The sequence below is a fragment of the Streptomyces sp. NPDC086835 genome (assembly GCF_044745705.1).
Taxonomy (GTDB): Bacteria; Actinomycetota; Actinomycetes; order Streptomycetales; family Streptomycetaceae; genus Streptomyces.
This window is the reverse complement of the sequence record NZ_JBIVAU010000002.1, coordinates 679,528-694,923: the sequence shown is the minus strand read 5'-3', so window position 1 is coordinate 694,923 and position 15,396 is coordinate 679,528. Positions and strand designations below refer to the sequence as shown.

Annotated in this window: 16 protein-coding genes; 8 read left to right on the top strand and 8 right to left on the bottom strand. The window is 71.2% G+C overall.

Features of this window, described 5'->3' with window-relative positions; all coding sequences use genetic code 11:
- Positions 1 to 236: 236 nt before the first annotated feature.
- Positions 237 to 1,580: a DUF3152 domain-containing protein gene (locus tag ACIPJI_RS09315; RefSeq protein WP_402245330.1), complete on the bottom strand. Its 1,344-nt coding sequence runs from the start codon at positions 1,578 to 1,580 to the stop codon at positions 237 to 239.
- 8 nt (positions 1,581 to 1,588) lie between these two features.
- The gene (locus tag ACIPJI_RS09310) at positions 1,589 to 2,554 is read right to left on the bottom strand and encodes an alpha/beta fold hydrolase (RefSeq protein WP_402245328.1); all 966 of its coding nucleotides are present in this window, start codon (positions 2,552 to 2,554) and stop codon (positions 1,589 to 1,591) included.
- Between the two features lie 168 nt (positions 2,555 to 2,722).
- Between ACIPJI_RS09310 and ACIPJI_RS09305 the strand changes: the two genes are divergently transcribed.
- From ACIPJI_RS09305 to ACIPJI_RS09290, 4 genes are all read left to right on the top strand, one after another.
- On the top strand, positions 2,723 to 2,947 hold the full coding sequence (locus tag ACIPJI_RS09305; RefSeq protein WP_402245327.1) for a hypothetical protein: 225 nt from the start codon (positions 2,723 to 2,725) through the stop codon (positions 2,945 to 2,947).
- 242 nt (positions 2,948 to 3,189) lie between these two features.
- Positions 3,190 to 3,834: a TetR/AcrR family transcriptional regulator gene (locus ACIPJI_RS09300; protein ID WP_307708158.1), complete on the top strand. Its 645-nt coding sequence runs from the start codon at positions 3,190 to 3,192 to the stop codon at positions 3,832 to 3,834.
- A gap of 150 nt (positions 3,835 to 3,984) precedes the next feature.
- Positions 3,985 to 4,212 carry a DUF3107 domain-containing protein gene (locus ACIPJI_RS09295; protein WP_053556957.1) on the top strand — a complete coding sequence of 76 codons (228 nt, stop codon included), beginning with the start codon at positions 3,985 to 3,987 and terminating at the stop codon, positions 4,210 to 4,212.
- A gap of 204 nt (positions 4,213 to 4,416) precedes the next feature.
- The gene (locus ACIPJI_RS09290) at positions 4,417 to 4,686 is read left to right on the top strand and encodes a hypothetical protein (protein ID WP_189466161.1); all 270 of its coding nucleotides are present in this window, start codon (positions 4,417 to 4,419) and stop codon (positions 4,684 to 4,686) included.
- Positions 4,687 to 4,873: 187 nt separating this feature from the next.
- Here ACIPJI_RS09290 and ACIPJI_RS09285 read toward each other — a convergent pair whose 3' ends face one another.
- Positions 4,874 to 5,608, bottom strand: a complete 735-nt coding sequence (locus ACIPJI_RS09285) for a ferritin-like fold-containing protein (protein WP_037773809.1) — start codon at positions 5,606 to 5,608, stop codon at positions 4,874 to 4,876.
- 255 nt (positions 5,609 to 5,863) lie between these two features.
- Here ACIPJI_RS09285 and ACIPJI_RS09280 point away from each other — a divergent pair, with 255 nt between their 5' ends.
- Together ACIPJI_RS09280 and ACIPJI_RS09275 are read left to right on the top strand one after the other, a co-directional pair.
- Positions 5,864 to 8,140, top strand: coding sequence for a DEAD/DEAH box helicase (locus ACIPJI_RS09280; protein ID WP_402245324.1), 2,277 nt, complete (start codon positions 5,864 to 5,866; stop codon positions 8,138 to 8,140).
- A gap of 278 nt (positions 8,141 to 8,418) precedes the next feature.
- The gene (locus ACIPJI_RS09275; protein WP_356621317.1) at positions 8,419 to 9,270 is read left to right on the top strand and encodes an alpha/beta hydrolase; all 852 of its coding nucleotides are present in this window, start codon (positions 8,419 to 8,421) and stop codon (positions 9,268 to 9,270) included.
- Positions 9,271 to 9,317: 47 nt separating this feature from the next.
- On the opposite strand, the gene ACIPJI_RS09270 is transcribed toward ACIPJI_RS09275, so the two are convergent.
- Positions 9,318 to 10,217: an NYN domain-containing protein gene (locus tag ACIPJI_RS09270; RefSeq protein WP_356621316.1), complete on the bottom strand. Its 900-nt coding sequence runs from the start codon at positions 10,215 to 10,217 to the stop codon at positions 9,318 to 9,320.
- Between the two features lie 180 nt (positions 10,218 to 10,397).
- On the opposite strand from ACIPJI_RS09270, the gene ACIPJI_RS09265 reads away from it, so the two are divergent.
- The gene (locus ACIPJI_RS09265; protein ID WP_307708153.1) at positions 10,398 to 10,553 is read left to right on the top strand and encodes a hypothetical protein; all 156 of its coding nucleotides are present in this window, start codon (positions 10,398 to 10,400) and stop codon (positions 10,551 to 10,553) included.
- A 78-nt stretch (positions 10,554 to 10,631) separates the two neighbouring features.
- Here the strand turns inward: ACIPJI_RS09265 and ACIPJI_RS09260 are convergent, their stop codons facing one another.
- From ACIPJI_RS09260 to ACIPJI_RS09245, 4 genes are all read right to left on the bottom strand, one after another.
- Positions 10,632 to 11,237, bottom strand: coding sequence for a MarC family protein (locus ACIPJI_RS09260; RefSeq protein ID WP_307708152.1), 606 nt, complete (start codon positions 11,235 to 11,237; stop codon positions 10,632 to 10,634).
- Between the two features lie 100 nt (positions 11,238 to 11,337).
- Complete coding sequence (locus ACIPJI_RS09255; RefSeq protein WP_307708151.1) at positions 11,338 to 12,201, bottom strand: PHP domain-containing protein; 864 nt, start codon at positions 12,199 to 12,201, stop codon at positions 11,338 to 11,340.
- Positions 12,202 to 12,291: 90 nt separating this feature from the next.
- Positions 12,292 to 12,930, bottom strand: coding sequence for a DUF6758 family protein (locus tag ACIPJI_RS09250; protein WP_307708150.1), 639 nt, complete (start codon positions 12,928 to 12,930; stop codon positions 12,292 to 12,294).
- 292 nt (positions 12,931 to 13,222) lie between these two features.
- Positions 13,223 to 13,819 (bottom strand): suppressor of fused domain protein, encoded by a 597-nt coding sequence (locus ACIPJI_RS09245; RefSeq protein ID WP_402245321.1) that lies wholly within the window; start codon positions 13,817 to 13,819, stop codon positions 13,223 to 13,225.
- Between the two features lie 450 nt (positions 13,820 to 14,269).
- Here ACIPJI_RS09245 and ACIPJI_RS09240 point away from each other — a divergent pair, with 450 nt between their 5' ends.
- The gene (locus ACIPJI_RS09240) at positions 14,270 to 15,385 is read left to right on the top strand and encodes a magnesium and cobalt transport protein CorA (protein WP_307708148.1); all 1,116 of its coding nucleotides are present in this window, start codon (positions 14,270 to 14,272) and stop codon (positions 15,383 to 15,385) included.
- Positions 15,386 to 15,396 lie beyond the last annotated feature (11 nt).

Genomic DNA, 15,396 nt, shown 5'->3' with positions numbered 1-15,396 from the left:
GAGCCGCGCCCGTCCCCCCCCTGGTGTGGGGTGTGGGGGGGGCGGCCGGTTTGCGCCGGCGCCCCCCCCCCCCCCCGGGCCGGGCGGCGGGGGGGGGGGGGGGGGGGCGGGGCGCCCCCCCCGCCACCGGAAGGGGTGAATGCACGTAACTTTCGCAGCCGGGCAGCGTTCTGTCGCGCTACGGTGCGACTCGCCTACAGAGGGTCAGGCCGAGGCCGGTACACGGAAGGGGCGGCTCAATCGCCGGGGTACACCCATGGATTGGCCCGGCACTTGATGCCGCCGACGTCCAGCGTCTTGGTCTGCTGCTGCATCACGGGCGCCAGTGCGCCCGGCGTGGTGCAGTTCACGTGGTTGTAGCCGAGGCGGTGTCCGACCTCGTGGTTGATGAGCATCTGGCGATACGCCAGCATCGCGTCGTCGCCGTAGGTCTCCGCGCCCTGCGCCCACCGGAACGCGTTGATCATCACGCGCTCCGTCGAGGCGGAGTCGCAGGAGACGTTGTCCACGGTCGTGTCGAGCCCGGACTTCGCGCACCAGACGGCGGTCGTCCCGGGGCTGGCCAGCGTGATGACGAACTCGGCCTCGCCGGACGAGATCCGCTCGAAGGTCATGGCACCGCCGTGCGCCCAGCTGCGGTCGTCGTTCAGCGTCTCCTGGACGGCCCTGGCGAAGAGGCCGCCGTCCAGGCCGAGGCCCTTCTCGACGTCGATGCGGTAGCTGACCTTGCGGCCCTTGCCAGGCGCTTTGTCGAAGCCGGGAACAGCTTCGAAGTCACCGGAGGCCTTGAGCTCCGGGTCGATCGGGAACTGCCGCGCCATCAGCTGCTGATAGGTCGGGGGCGCGGCCGGCGGTTTCGCGGCCTGGGGCGGGGTGGGCCTGCCCTCCGAGCGGTCGGGCCGCTGCTGCGCCCTCCGCTCCTCGCCGGACGCCTGCGAGCCGATCTCGCCCGACCGGTCCGTCGCGACCTGTCCGGCCACCACCACGGCGAGCACGGTGGTCACCGCGGCGGCCGCGATCCCCGTGAACGTACGGCCCTTGCCGCCCTTGGCCGGCGGTTCCCCGGCCGACGCGGCGTCCGGGTCGGCAGCGTCCTCTGCCTCGATGTCCTCGGCGATCTCGGGCGGCCGCCCGTGCCCCGTGTCCCAGTCGGTGACGGAGTCGTAGGGGTGGTCGGGCGAGTACCGGTCAGGGCGCGGCGGGCGCGGCTCAGGGGCCTTGTCGAAGGCCTCGACGTACTCCCGGCGCGGGCCGGGTATACGCGGCCCGCCGGTCATGGTGCGCTGCTGAGGCGGCTGGACACGCTGCGCGCCCTGCGCCGGCGGCGTGCCCTGCCAGTCGCCCCACCCGCCGCCGGGCTCGCGGTGCTCCGGGTGCCCGCCGCGGGCGTTCGGCGCCCCGTGATCGCTGCCGTGGCCAGGGGTGTTCCACCCGGGACCGGCACCCGGCCCTGCCGCGAGTCTGCGTCGGCCGTTGCCGGGTACGGCGGTCACGGCCTCCCGTTCGCCGGAGTCCGGTCCACCGTCCGTGCCGGTGCGGGCTCCCTTCGGGAGGGGGCCCTTGCGGCTGTGTCGTCCCACGCCCCGGATCAGCTCCTACCGCAGTCGTCGAGCAGCTCCCGGAAGGCCTGGGCGACCGCTTCCGGGTACTCCATCATCGCAACGTGCCCGGCGTCCGGGAGCGTCAGCATCCGCGAACCCCGGAACGCCACTGCTGCCTTGCGCGCCATACGGTACGAGATGAGCAGGTCCTTGCGCCCGTAGACGAGGAGGGTCGGAGCGAGCACGCGCTCCGCCTGGCGCCACAGACCCTGCTGTCCGCCGAGGGTGTAGGCGTCCACGATCCCCCGTGCCGACCTGGTCATCGCGTCCCAGAAGTAGGGCAGGCTCATCCGCCGTTCCATCTCCTCGACCGCGTGGCGGAGGGCTTCGTCCGTCACCCGTGAGGGGTCTCCGTAACAGAGCGCCAGTACCCCGCGGGTGCGGCGCTCAGCTGTCCAGTCCTTGGTCATCCGCGCGAAGAGCCCGGTGACACCCGGCATCGCGAGCAACGCGGTCGGCACGGCGGAGCGCTGCACCCGAAGCTCGGGAAGGGCGGGCGAGACGAGGGTCAGGGTGCGCACCAGGTCGGGCCTGACGGCCGCGACGCGGGTACAGACGGCACCACCGAGCGAGTTGCCCAGCAGATGCACCGGGCCGCGTGCGCTCGCGTCGAGGAAACGGATCACCGCCCTGGCGTGACCGGTGACCGAGTAGTTGCCGTCGTCCGGCGGCGGGGAGTCCCCGAAGCCGGGCAGGTCGATCGCCTCTCCGTCCACGACGTCCTCGAGCTGCGCCATCAGCGCCGACCAGTTCTGCGAGGAGCCGCCCAGTCCGTGCACGTACAGCGCGGGCGCCAGCCCGGCGTGCGCCGGGGGCCGGGAGCGGACCGTCAGGGTGAGCCCGGGCAAGGACACGGAACGGAGCTTCTCGCCGTCGGCGACGCGCACCGTCGCGACCTTCGGGGCCATCGCGGCACTGAGGGCGCGGGCTCCCGGCAGCTCGGTCGAAGACATGCGGCAATGTTACGAGACGATCACGCGGTGCTTGATGTGTTCGGCGTCACACATCACTCGCGCCCTACCGGGCACCCGGACCTCGTCACCGAATCACCACGTAGCGACATGAATCAGTACCTCATAGGCTCGTATCAAAAGCGCGCTCTCCATCGAAAGCGGTGCCGCATGTCAGTCGATCCGACCGATCCCGAGACCTTCGAGGAAGACGACAACGAGAACAGCGCGACGCGTGCAGAAGAGGTCCCCGAGGCCGATGCCGCCGAGCAGCACACCGAGGTGCGCGCCGAGCGCGACGACCCGATGAGCCACGTCGACCCGGCCGCCGCGAACGAGGCGGACGCCGTCGAACAGACCCGCGTGGTCAAACTCGACGAGGACGACTACCGGTGACCTGCCGCCCGTTGCCCCGGTATGTCCGGGCAAGGTGCGGGAACCGGCAGCTTCCGAGACTGTCCGGTCCGTGAAATCCTGCGTCCGCACGACGCACAGCCGGGTTACCCAAAAGTACGATGGCGGGCGCGGCGCGCAGCGCGCGCGGAGTCCCGCGCCGGGCCGGACAATTCGTGTTCGAAGAAGTGTCTGCCCGAACTGTGCTTGTCAGAACTGTGCTTGTTCTTACATTGGGAGGCGGCGTGACAGCCATCGAGCAGACAGAGGCGGCGCGCCCGCGGGGCACACGCCTGCCACGCCGAGCCCGCAGAAACCAGCTCCTGGGCGCCGCTCAGGAAGTTTTCGTGGCTCAGGGTTACCACTCGGCGGCGATGGACGACATCGCCGAGCGTGCCGGAGTCAGCAAGCCCGTGCTCTACCAGCACTTCCCGGGCAAGCTCGAGCTCTACCTCGCGCTGCTGGACCAGCACTGCGAATCATTGCTCCAGGCCGTCCGGGGCGCGCTCGCCTCGACGACGGACAACAAGCTCCGCGTCGCCGCCACCATGGACGCCTACTTCGCCTACGTCGAGGACGAGGGCGGCGCATTCCGGCTGGTCTTCGAGTCGGACCTGACCAACGAGCCCGCCGTCCGTGAGCGGGTGGACCGGGTGTCGTTGCAGTGCGCCGAGGCCATCTCCGACGTGATCGCGGAGGACACGGGCCTGTCCAAGGACGAGTCGATGCTGCTGGCGGTGGGTCTGGGCGGCGTCTCCCAGGTCGTCGCCCGGTACTGGCTCTCCAGCGGCTCGGCCATCCCGCGCGACACCGCGGTGCAGCTTCTCACGTCGCTTGCCTGGCGCGGTATCGCGGGCTTCCCGCTGCACGGCACCGAGCAGCAGCACTGAGACCGGGCCCCCGGCCCGGGGGCCCGGCGTCCGGCTGTTCGCTCCTGGCGTTTGCGGGCGGCGCCTGACGGCTGCCGCCTTGGGGCTAATGTGTGCTGCGTACGGCGCGGCTGACCGCGCAACGCACTGACCGTTCGGAGGGACATAGCCGTGGAGGTCAAGATCGGCGTGCAGCACGCGCCCCGGGAGCTCGTTCTGGAGAGCGGGGAGTCCGCCGAGGAGGTCGAGCGCGTCGTGGCAGAAGCGCTGGCCGGCAAGTCGCAGCTGCTCAGCCTCACGGACGAGAAGGGCCGCAGGGTCCTGGTGCCGGTCGACAGGCTCGCCTATGTCGACATCGGTGAGTCCACGACGCGGCGCGTGGGATTCGGCGCGCTCTAGCGCGACGGCGGCGCACGCCACGGGCAGTGTCCGGGCGAGCGTGGTGAAGCATTTGGGGAGAGGGCCCGGCGGGACGACCGCCGGGCCCTCTTCCGCTGCTCAGAGGTGCTCACAACCGCCGTAGGAGGGTTGCGTTCCGAGTACGCCGGGTAGTACCGGCTACGACCGTCCCAGCCCCACCCGGCGTCCGTGAGGAGATCAGCAGTGCTCTTGGAATCGCTCGGTTCAGTCCTGCTCGGGCTCGCACTCTCCTGGGCGGCGGTCCATCACCTCGGCGACCGGCTCCCCTCCCGCAGGGCGGTCTTCGCCACCGGCGCGGTGGGTGCGCTCTTCGGCGCGTACGTGACGCACGTGGCCCTCGGGCCCGGTCACTTCCTCGCGACCTTGCTGGGGGCCGTGGCGATCGGGGCGGTGCTGCTCTCGCTGCTGATCCGCCCGTCCACCCGCAGACTGCGCCGCGCGTTCCCTTTCTGAGCCCGCACGACGTCCGGCCGCCCCGAGGACGGCCGGAGGACCGGCCCGGCGACGAACCGGACGACGGACCGGACAGGCGACCCGGCGACGGACCGGACCCTGGCGGCGATACCGGGACGCAAGGTCCCGGGAAACGCGCCTTAGGCCCTTTCCCGAAGCCTCTCCGCCGCGCAGGTGAGAACCGTTCCTATGCCGCCAGACCCAGCGCGGCCATGCGCTTGGTGTGCGCCTTGGTGATCCGGGAGAACATCTCGCCGACGGCCGCCAGGTCGAAGCCGTCCGCCACACCGCCCACGAGCATCGTGGACAAAGCGTCCCGCTCCGCCACGACCCGCTGCGCCTGGGACAGGGCCTCGCCCATCAGCCGCCGCGCCCACAGGGCCAGCCGGCCGCCGACCCGCGGGTCCGCCTCGATCGCCGCGCGGACCTTCTCCACGGCGAAGTTCCCGTGGCCGGTGTCGTCGAGCACGGCGAGCACCAGGGCGCGGGTGTCGCTGTCCAGGCGGGCGGCCACCTCGCGGTAGAAGTCGCTGGCGATCGAGTCGCCCACGTAGGCCTTGACCAGGCCCTCCAGCCAGTCGGACGGCGCGGTCAGCCGGTGGAAGTCGTCCAGGGCCTGGGCGAACGGCTCCATCGCGGCCGTCGGCTCGGCGTCGATGGCCGTGAGCCGGTCGCGCAGCCGCTCGAAGTGGTGGAACTCCGCGGAGGCCATCTTCGCGAGCTCGGCCTTGTCGCCGAGCGACGGCGCCAGCTTGGCGTCCTCCGCGAGCCGCTCGAATGCCGCCAGCTCGCCGTACGCGAGTGCCCCGAGCAGGTCCACGACGGCGGCACGATACTGCGGTTCCGCGGACGCCGCAGCCCAGTCCTGGGCGGCGATCCCGGTGTGACCGGTGGATTCAGTGGCGTTGTCAGGCGTCTCCATGAACGGCACAATAGCCCGCCCGCCACACAGGGGAAGGGCCTGGTCAGCCACGCCGGGAACACAGTTCTCGTGAATTCACCCAACACAGATGCGCGAATCCGGGGTACAGTGGTAATGCGCCTGCTGAGCGTTCAGAGTATTTCTGTGCCCTCGGTAGGCCGTCTGATGAATGAGGATGCCCGGTCGGTGGCCCGATCGGCTCCGACCCCGACCGCCCTCCACGTGGATCATGCGCACAGTTGCGCAGGACCGCAGATGAGGGGCCCCCTCAGCGGCACGAGCGCTCGAGCGACGGCAGTGGTCCCGCGCCACCGGCCAATCCACGGCCGGTCCAGTACCCAGGTGCGGTACGACCCCCAGCGTTCGCCTCGCGCCGCGTCTCACAGAAGAGGCAACACCCTGACTACGCAGACTTTCCGGGATCTCGGGATCCTCCCCGAGACCGCCGAAGCCCTCGAGGCCGTCGGCATCGTTTCCCCCTTCCCCATCCAGGAGATGACGCTCCCCGTCGCGCTCTCCGGCTCCGACGTGATCGGCCAGGCCAAGACCGGCACCGGCAAGACCCTCGGATTCGGCCTGCCGCTGCTGGAGCGCGTCACCGTCCCCGCGGACGTCGAGGCCGGCCGGGCGAAGCCCGAGCAGCTGACCGACGCCCCCCAGGCACTGGTCGTCGTCCCCACCCGCGAGCTGTGCACCCAGGTCACCAACGACCTGCTGACCGCCGGCAAGGTCCGTAACGTCCGTGTGCTCGCCATCTACGGCGGCCGGGCGTACGAGCCCCAGGTCGAGGCGCTCAAGAAGGGCGTCGACGTGATCGTCGGCACCCCCGGGCGTCTGCTGGACCTGGCGGGCCAGAAGAAGCTCGACCTGTCGCACGTGCGCGCCCTGGTCCTCGACGAGGCCGACGAGATGCTCGACCTGGGCTTCCTGCCGGACGTCGAGAAGATCATCCAGCAGCTGCCGGCCAAGCGTCAGACCATGCTGTTCTCCGCGACCATGCCGGGCGCCGTCATCGGTCTCGCCCGCCGCTACATGTCGCAGCCCACGCACATCAGCGCCACCTCGCCCGACGACGAGGGCGCGACCGTGCGCAACACCACCCAGCGCGTCTACCGCGCGCACTCCATGGACAAGCCCGAGATGGTCTCGCGCATCCTGCAGGCCGAAGGCCGCGGGCTCGCGATGATCTTCTGCCGTACGAAGCGGACCGCGGCGGACATCGCCGACCAGCTCGCACGCCGCGGCTTCGCCTCCGGTGCCGTCCACGGCGACCTGGGCCAGGGCGCCCGTGAGCAGGCGCTGCGCGCGTTCCGCAACGGCAAGGTGGACGTGCTCGTGTGCACCGACGTCGCCGCGCGAGGCATCGACGTCGAGGGCGTCACGCACGTCATCAACTACCAGTCGCCCGAGGACGAGAAGACCTACCTCCACCGCATCGGCCGCACTGGCCGCGCGGGAGCGTCCGGCACCGCCGTGACACTGGTCGACTGGGACGACATCCCGCGCTGGCAGCTCATCAACAAGGCACTGGACCTGGGCTTCCCGGACCCGCCGGAGACGTACTCCACGTCGCCGCACCTGTTCGAGGAGCTGTCCATCCCGGCCGGCACCAAGGGCGTCCTGCCGCGCGCCGAGCGCACGCGCGCCGGTCTGTCCGCGGAGGAGGTCGAGGACCTCGGCGAGACCGGTGGCCGCGGCCGCCGGGCCGCCGCGTCGGCCCCGGCGGCCCGCGAGGAGCGTCCGGCCCGTACGCGTACGCCGCGTCAGCGTCGCCGCACCCGCGGCGGGGAGACGACGGCCGAGACGGCCGTGGCCGAGGCAGTCGTTCCCGAGCAGGCCGCCGGCGAAGCGTCCGCGGAGCCGCGCGTGCCGCGCCGCCGCCGTCGTACCCGGGTGGGCGCGCAGGCGTCCGCGGAGGCGACGGCCGTCGTGGAGACGGTCGAGCAGACCGCGCCCGTCGTCGAGGCGGAGGCGGAGACGGAGTCCAAGCCGCGTCGCCGCCGTACGCGCAGCGCCGCGCAGGCCGTCGTCGCCGAGGCCGAGGCGGTCGTCGCGGTCGCGGAGACCGCGACCGAGCCTGAGGCCGAGGTCAAGCCTCGTCGCCGCACCCGTGCCGCGAAGGCGGTCGACGCTGTCGACACCGTCGAAGCCGGCACCGGGACGGTCGAGGCGGAGGCGGTCGTCGAGACCAAGCCACGCCGGACCCGGACGCGTGCGGCCAAGGCGGTCGACACCGCCGAAGCCACCGACACCGAGGCGAAGCCCCGACGGACGCGTGCGGTCAAGGCCGTCGACACGGCCGAGGCGGCCGTGACGGTCGAGGCCGACACCGAGACGAAGCCCCGACGGACCCGCGCCCGCAAGACCGTCGCCACGGTCGAGGCCGTCGAGGCCGACACCGAGGCCAAGCCCCGCCGGACCCGCGCCCGCAAGGCAGCGGAGCCCAAGGCGGCGGCCGAGACCGCGGTTGAGCCGGAGGCCAAGCCGCGTCGGACGCGTGCACGCAAGGCGGTGGCGCAGCCGGAGAGCTGACGCCCACGCACTCATCACGGCCCGGCCCCGGAAGGGGCCGGGCCGTTGTGTTTCCCCGCCCCGCGCCTTCCCGATACCGGGGTCCGCCCGGAGCCGGAACGGCCTTCGGTATCTCCCTCTACGGCTGGCGGGCCGCAGGAGGCGCCCCCAGCCGGCCCGGAGTTCGAGCCCGGGTTCGGGAAGGGGCGGGTGAGGGAACACGCCCAGGCGGGAGAACACGCCCCGCGCAGCGGTCCCACCCGCCCCCGTACCGCCTCCTCCGCGTTAGCCTCGTCCGCATGAGCCGGCCGCCCACCTTCGTTCCGCCCGCCTGCGCACGTCCCCGCGCGCTCACCACCTCGCGCGGCGCGTTCGCCGTGCTCGACGCGCGACCGTCCGGTGACGTGCGCGGCACCGCGCTGCTGCTGCCCGGATACACGGGCAGCAAGGAGGACTTCATCGCGCTGCTCGAACCGCTGACGGCGGCCGGCTATCGCGCCGTCGCGGTCGACGGCCGCGGCCAGTACGAGACGGCCGGCCCTGCCGACCAAGCCGCCTACGCCCAGGACGAGTTGGCCAGGGACGTGCTGGCCCAGGCGGCGGCGCTGGGCGGTCCCCTGCATCTCGTGGGTCACTCGCTCGGCGGCCAGATCGCCCGCGCCGCCGTCCTCATGGACGCCTCACCGTTCGTGACGCTGACCCTGATGTCGTCCGGTCCGGCGCAGATCAGTCCGGCCCAGCAGCAGCGGGTGAAGCTGCTGAGCGACGCGCTCGCGGTGATGCCGATGGACCAGGTGTGGGAGGCGATCCTCACCTTCGACGCGCCGGAGGACGCGGCGGAGGAAGCCACGGAGGACCGGGAGGACCTGCGGCGCCGATGGCTGCTGCACAACCCGGCCCAGCTCCTCGCCACGGGACGGCAGTTGACGACCGAACCGGACAGGGTCGCCGAACTCGCCGCCGTACGACCGCCGCACACGCATGTGCTGTCGGGCGAACGTGACGACACCTGGCCGGTCCCGCTGCTGGACGCGATGGCGGAGCGGCTGGGCGCGCACCGGACGGTGGTGGCCGGCGCGGAGCACTCCCCGAACACCGACCGCCCGGCTGAGACCGCCGCGGCGCTCGTCCGGTTCTGGGATCAGCGCTGAGGCAGGCTCCGGGGCCGGTCACGGCCGCACGGCTCCCGGAGCAGCCATCAGTACTGGGACTGGAGGTGCTGCCAGAAACCGTCACGCAGCGCACGCCGGAGCAGCGCGTGCCCGCGCAGCGAGCGCTGGAGCCGCCGTTCCGCCTCGATGAGCAGGTCCTGGTCGACGGAGCCGGGCAGGTAGGGGTGCCCGGGAAGCAGTTCGGCCAGCTCGGTGCGACCGCGCTCGACCAGCCAGGTCGCGGCGATCTGCGCGCCCACGAAACGCACCTCGTCACGTGAGGGCGGCGGTGAGCCCTCGTTCTCGTAGGTCGTCACGGGCCTGCGGGTGATGTAGGGACGGCAGAAGTCGAGGTCGAAGGTGCGCTGGCTGTCGACCTCCCACAGCAGCGGCTCCGCCTGGTTGCGGCCCTCCCCCGCCTCTATGCCCCACAGGTGGACCCGTGCGCCGTAGCCCTGGGCCGCCTCGACCGCGGAGACCAGGTCCTCGTCACCGCCGACGAGCGCCGCGTCGCTGATGGCGCGGTGCCGGGCGAGGGACTCCAGGTCGGTGCGGATGAGGGAGTCGACGCCCTTCTGCTGGTTGTTGGCGTTGAGGTTGCCGAGGCGCACCTTGACGTCGGGCAGCTCCGCGATGGCCTGCTGCTCGGAGGTGTGGATACGGCGCCGGGCGCCGTCGTACCAGTAGACCCGCAGCAGCCGGCTGTCGGCGAAGATGGTGCGCGCCTTGTCGATGAAGGCCTCGATCAGGCCTTCCGCATCGAGGTCGAAGGAGCGCCGGTCCTCCGTGCCCGCCACAAGCAACCCGGCCGCAGCATAGACGTAACCGGCGTCGACGAAGATGGCATGGGTGGAGGGAGTCTTCGCGACCTCGGCGAGCATCCGCTGCAGGAGCTCATTGGTGCGCTCCAGGCGGCCGGCGATCTGGTTGATCTCTGCGTCGTTCATACGGGGCTCATTGTCCGTGTCCGGAGCACTACTCGCCAGTAGTTAGGCATCCGAAAAATTTCCTTAGCGTAGGGAATGTTTGCAGGATGCATCCCGTTGACCCCTGTGTACACGGACGGAGACATCCGTCTGTCAGCCACTCAGTTCTCCTGCAGGAGGATCAGACGAAGGGAGAAGCGCTTGCGCTTCGAGATCATGCGACTGGACGACATCGACGGCACGGCTGTCGACAGTACGGTCGTGGACGCCGCCTCCGTCAATCGGATCGTGCAGCAGGCCGCCTTCACCGGCCAGCGCATCTACATCCGGCCCGCCGACACCGACGCTGCTTCATAACGCCTGACCGCTCGACGACGCGCGACGCCCCCGTACGGACGAACCCGTACGGGGGCGTACTGCGTCCCGGCGGGCGGGTCAGGAGCCCTGGATGACCTGGGTGACCCCGTTGATGATCTGCTGCACGGCGATCGCGGAGAGCATCATGCCGGCGAGCCGGGTCACCAGGACCACGCCGCCGTCCTTGATCAGGCGGATGATCACCAGCGAGTAGCGCATGGTCAGCCAGAGCACGACGTGCATGGCGACGATCGCCGCCCACACGGAGACCTGCTCCCCCGCCCCGTCCGCGTGCTGCACGGCGAGGATCACGGAGACGATCGCGCCGGGGCCCGCCAGCAGCGGCATGCCCAGCGGCACCAGCGCCACATTGACGTCCTTGGTCTGCTTGGGCTCGTCCGTCTTACCGGTGAGCAGGTCCAGGGCGATCAGCAGCAGGAGCAGTCCGCCGGCGATCATCAGCGCGGGGACGGAGACGTGCAGATAGTCGAGGATCTGCTGACCGAGGATGCCGAAGACGGTGATCACGCCGAAGGCGACGGCCACGGCCTGCCACGCCATCCGGCGCTGCACCTTGGTGGAGCGCCCGGAGGTGAGGGCGAGAAAGATCGGAGTGATCCCGGGGGGATCCATGATGACGAAGAGGGTCAGGAACAGGGAGCCGAAAACGGCAGCGTCGAACACAGTGAGGGCCTTGCGGGAGAGGGTCGTACGAAATGGGCAAGCGGGGGTGAGGGCGCGTCCGCGTGATCGAGGACGTAAGGACGCCAGGCGCAAAAACGCCCTAGGAAACGGCTCCGCCGGTGCCCGGCACCGGGAACGCCCCGGTGGCGCGGCGGGTGATCTCGCCGTAGATCTCGGGATCGGTGGTGTATTCGCCGAGCCGGCAGGTCTTGCGGCTGCCGTGGTAGTCGCTGGAGCCGGTCGTCAGCAGGCCGAGGTCCTGGGCGAGGCCGCGCAGCCGGGCACGGGTCGCCTCGTCGTGGTCCATGTGGTCGACCTCGATCCCGTCGAGGCCGCAGGCGGCGAGCTCCGCGACGGCGGCCTCCGGCACCACGCGACCGCGCTTCACGGCGAGCGGGTGGGCGAAGACGGTGACCCCGCCGGCGGCCTTGACCAGGCGGATCGCCGTGAAGGGATCGAGCTCGTGCTTCTCCACGTACGCCCGGCCGCCGTCGGCCAGCCACTGGGGCGTGAAGGCGTCGGAGACGGAGGGCACCACGCCGAGCTCGACGAGGGCCTCTGCTATGTGGGGCCGGCCGACGGAGCCGTCCCCGGCGATACGGGCGACCTGCTCCCACTCGACGGGCACGCCGAGCTCCCGGAGCTTGCCGACCATCGCCCGGGCGCGCGGCACCCGGTCGTCGCGCACGAGCTCCCGCTCGCGCAGCAGGTCGGGCTCCTCGGGGTCGAAGAGGTACGCCAGCATGTGGAGGCCGATGCCGTCGAGGCGGCAGGAGAGTTCGGCTCCGGTGACGAGAGTCACTCCCGCAGGGACGGCCGCGGCGGCCTCCGCGTGGCCGCGAGTGGTGTCGTGGTCGGTGAGCGCGACGACGTCCAGACCGGCGGCCGCCGCGTTGCGCACCAGCTCGGCCGGGGTGTCAGTGCCGTCCGAGGCCGTGGAGTGGGTGTGCAGGTCGATGCGCACGACGCGTGACTCCGGGGGCTCGGGGCGGACAGGGACACCTCAGGATAACTGCCGCACAAGCACGCCCCGGCCGCCCGACGGGACGACCCGCTAGGAGAGGAGTCGCGGCGACAGGGCCCCGCACGGCAGCAGTTCGACCTCCGCGCCCGCGTCCCGCAGGTCCGTGAGCACCAGCTCGTCGTACATCAGCAGCCCGGACTGCTCCGGCCAGACCACGGCCCACAGCCACAGGCCCCGCGCTTCGCCGGCGAACACCGCCCGGTCGTCGGGGGTGCCCTTGACATGCCACAGCGGGGTGGGCCGGCCGGCGGCGAGCACCTTGGCCTGCGGCGGTCTGTCCACCTCGATGTGCGGCCCGGGGTCGGGGCCGTCGATCCCGGCGTAACGGGACCCGAGGCCGACGCCGAGCTCCTCGGCGATCAACAGCAGCTCTCCGATGCCGCCGAGCGGCCCGGGGCCGGAACACGCGACGGCCGTCGCCCTGCCGCCGCTGCGGTCGTCGCCCGCATAGGCGACGCCGGTGTAGAGCCAGCCGACCGGAAGCGGCCAGGGCATCCACACGGGGACCTGCGCGCGGTGCACGACGACACCGAGGGCCTCGACACTGGGCGGGATCACCGGCTGCAGCGGGTGCACGGCGCCGTGCACATCGCACTGCCAGGAGTCGGCAAAGAGACCGGGCGCCCTCACCCGGCCACCGCACTTCGGGCAACTGGGTTCGCCCCTCATAAGGGTCAACGGTCCTCTCCGGTGGACGCCGCGTCAAGGACGATCACCCGTCCGGAGCGCGCCTGTGGCCCGGTGAAAATGAATGTACGGATCACTTATCAGGCCGTGCGACGTCTTGCCGGCACCGAACGGCCCGGCCGGGAGAAAGTCACTCGATCGAAGCAACGGCCCCTGCTCCGAGAGAGGCGGCCGCCTGGTGAGGACGGAGGAGGCGCGACCCGACCCCTGAGACGTGAGCTGAAACCGCGTCACACGCCCGCGGCCCGCCAACCTCCTTGCCCCGCCGGACGGTTCAGTCCAGCGCCACGGACCGGCGCAGCGGATCGCGCAGGTCCGTCCCGTGCGTCAGCCAGCGTTCCTGGAGTTCCGCCGCGCCGTGCACCCGCTTCCACGCCGCCTCGTTCGACGTCATGGGCAGCAGCGGGAGGAAGCGCACCGGGTCCATCGGGTCGCCCAGCTCCAGGTCCTCCACCAGCCCGCCCGGCTCCGCGACGAGCACGGAGCTGAACGGCGCGGAAGGCCACAGGGCGTCCCCCACGTCGAGCGAGGCGCCAGGCGCCACGACCACGCCCTCGACCTGCGGGGACGCGGCCAGCACCGCGAGCGGACGCAGCACCTTGTCGGTGTCCGCGAGCCCGGCCCGCACGGTCAGCACCAGCTCCGCGCGCGGGCCCTTCACCGGATCGGCGAGGGCCGCGGTGGGGTCGGTCATCGGGTGGACGGACATGCCGAGTGTGGCGTAGCGCACGATGTCCTTGTCACCGTCACGGTCCCGGAAGCGCAGCACCTCGATGCGGTCGGTGCCCAGGAACGTCACCGCGGCGCGGGCGTCCGGTTCTCCGAGGGCGCTGCGCAGCCGGGCTTCGACAAGAGCAAGAACGTCTTCCATGTCGCGAGCATAAAACGCGTAAGGAGCGGGCAAACACAGGGATTGACCCGTAGTCGGCTGATAGGCTTGGCCGCTGGTCGGGACGGACACAGAAGTGTTGCCTTCAAGTCCTGACGACACGTCGTCCCTCACGGGGGACCGGCCGGAGGAGGTGAGGCTGCGGTGGATCGAAGTCGATCGTGCAGTACCAGCAGCTCTTCCGCACGGCACCGTTCGCTTCGCCGGTCCTGACCCGACGAACCGGAATCCGGTGTACTGAGGCCTTTCCCGCACGGGGCCCCACGGCTTTTCGCACGACGGAAGAGCGCGAGCACTTCGTTTTTGCCTGTCTGTAGCGAACGCCGTCACCGCGCTCCCGCGGTGCCGCCCGCTTTGCGGACGTACGACTCACGTCCCCATTCCGGGCTGTGCCACGCCACCGCCGACGGCCTCTCCGTGAAGGAGCCAGCCATGTCGATGATCCGTGACCTGCGCGCAGCGGTCCGCCCCTCTCTGCGCAAGAGCAGCACCCCGTACAGCGGCTACGACACCACCCGTGACCCCTCCGCCTCCAGCGCGGTCGTCGACTGCGCCGTCTACCGTGACGGCCGGCGCCTCGAGAGCACCGCGTGCCTCACGCCCCACGAGGCGATGCTGCGGGTGCGGGAGGGCGGCGGCTTCGCCTGGATCGGGCTGCACGAGCCGACGGAGGCCGAATTCGCCGGTATCGCCGCGGAGTTCGGGCTCCACCCGCTCGCCGTCGAGGACGCCGTCCACGCCCACCAGCGGCCCAAGCTGGAGCGGTACGACGACACCCTCTTCACCGTCTTCAAGACGATCCACTACGTCGAGCACGCGGAGCTCACCGCCACCAGCGAGGTCGTGGAGACCGGTGAGGTGATGTGCTTCACCGGCCGGGACTTCGTCATCACGGTGCGGCACGGCGGCAAGGGCTCGCTGCGCGCGCTGCGGCACGGCCTGCAGAAGGACGCCGAGCTGCTCTCCAAGGGCCCCTCCGCGGTGCTGCACGCCATCGCCGACCATGTCGTCGACGGCTACATCGCGGTCGCGGAGGCCGTGCAGGACGACATCGACGAGGTGGAGATCGACGTCTTCTCCGCGCCGGCCAAGGGCAGCCCGCGCGGTGGCGACGCGGGGCGGATCTACCAGCTCAAGCGCGAGGTGCTGGAGTTCAAGCGGGCCGTCTCCCCGCTGCTGCGTCCGATGCAACTGCTGAGCGAGCGGCCCATGCGGCTGGTGGACCCCGACATCCAGAAGTACTTCCGCGACGTCGCCGACCACCTCGCACGCGTGCAGGAGGAGGTCATCGGCTTCGACGAGCTGCTGAACTCCATCCTCCAGGCCAACCTGGCCCAGGCGACCGTCGCCCAGAACGAGGACATGCGCAAGATCACCTCCTGGGCCGCGATCATCGCCGTCCCCACGGCGGTCTGCGGCATCTACGGCATGAACTTCGACCACATGCCGGAGCTGAAGTGGAAGTACGGCTACCCCTTGGTGCTCACGGGCATCGCGGTGGTCTGTTTCGCCATCCACCGCACGCTCAAGCGCAACGGCTGGCTGTAGTACGAGAGCCG

Excerpts from the sequence above, each read along its gene's own strand:
- ACIPJI_RS09310 (WP_402245328.1), bottom strand. The coding sequence starts at position 2,554 with ATGTCTTCGACCGAGCTGCCGGGAGCCCGCGCCCTCAGTGCCGCGATG.
- ACIPJI_RS09305 (WP_402245327.1), top strand. The coding sequence starts at position 2,723 with ATGTCAGTCGATCCGACCGATCCCGAGACCTTCGAGGAAGACGACAAC.
- ACIPJI_RS09285 (WP_037773809.1), bottom strand. The coding sequence starts at position 5,608 with ATGGAGACGCCTGACAACGCCACTGAATCCACCGGTCACACCGGGATC.
- ACIPJI_RS09280 (WP_402245324.1), top strand. The coding sequence starts at position 5,864 with ATGAGGGGCCCCCTCAGCGGCACGAGCGCTCGAGCGACGGCAGTGGTC.
- ACIPJI_RS09275 (WP_356621317.1), top strand. The coding sequence starts at position 8,419 with ATGAGCCGGCCGCCCACCTTCGTTCCGCCCGCCTGCGCACGTCCCCGC.
- ACIPJI_RS09270 (WP_356621316.1), bottom strand. The coding sequence starts at position 10,217 with ATGAACGACGCAGAGATCAACCAGATCGCCGGCCGCCTGGAGCGCACC.
- ACIPJI_RS09250 (WP_307708150.1), bottom strand. The coding sequence starts at position 12,930 with ATGAGGGGCGAACCCAGTTGCCCGAAGTGCGGTGGCCGGGTGAGGGCG.
- ACIPJI_RS09245 (WP_402245321.1), bottom strand. The coding sequence starts at position 13,819 with ATGGAAGACGTTCTTGCTCTTGTCGAAGCCCGGCTGCGCAGCGCCCTC.
- ACIPJI_RS09240 (WP_307708148.1), top strand. The coding sequence starts at position 14,270 with ATGTCGATGATCCGTGACCTGCGCGCAGCGGTCCGCCCCTCTCTGCGC.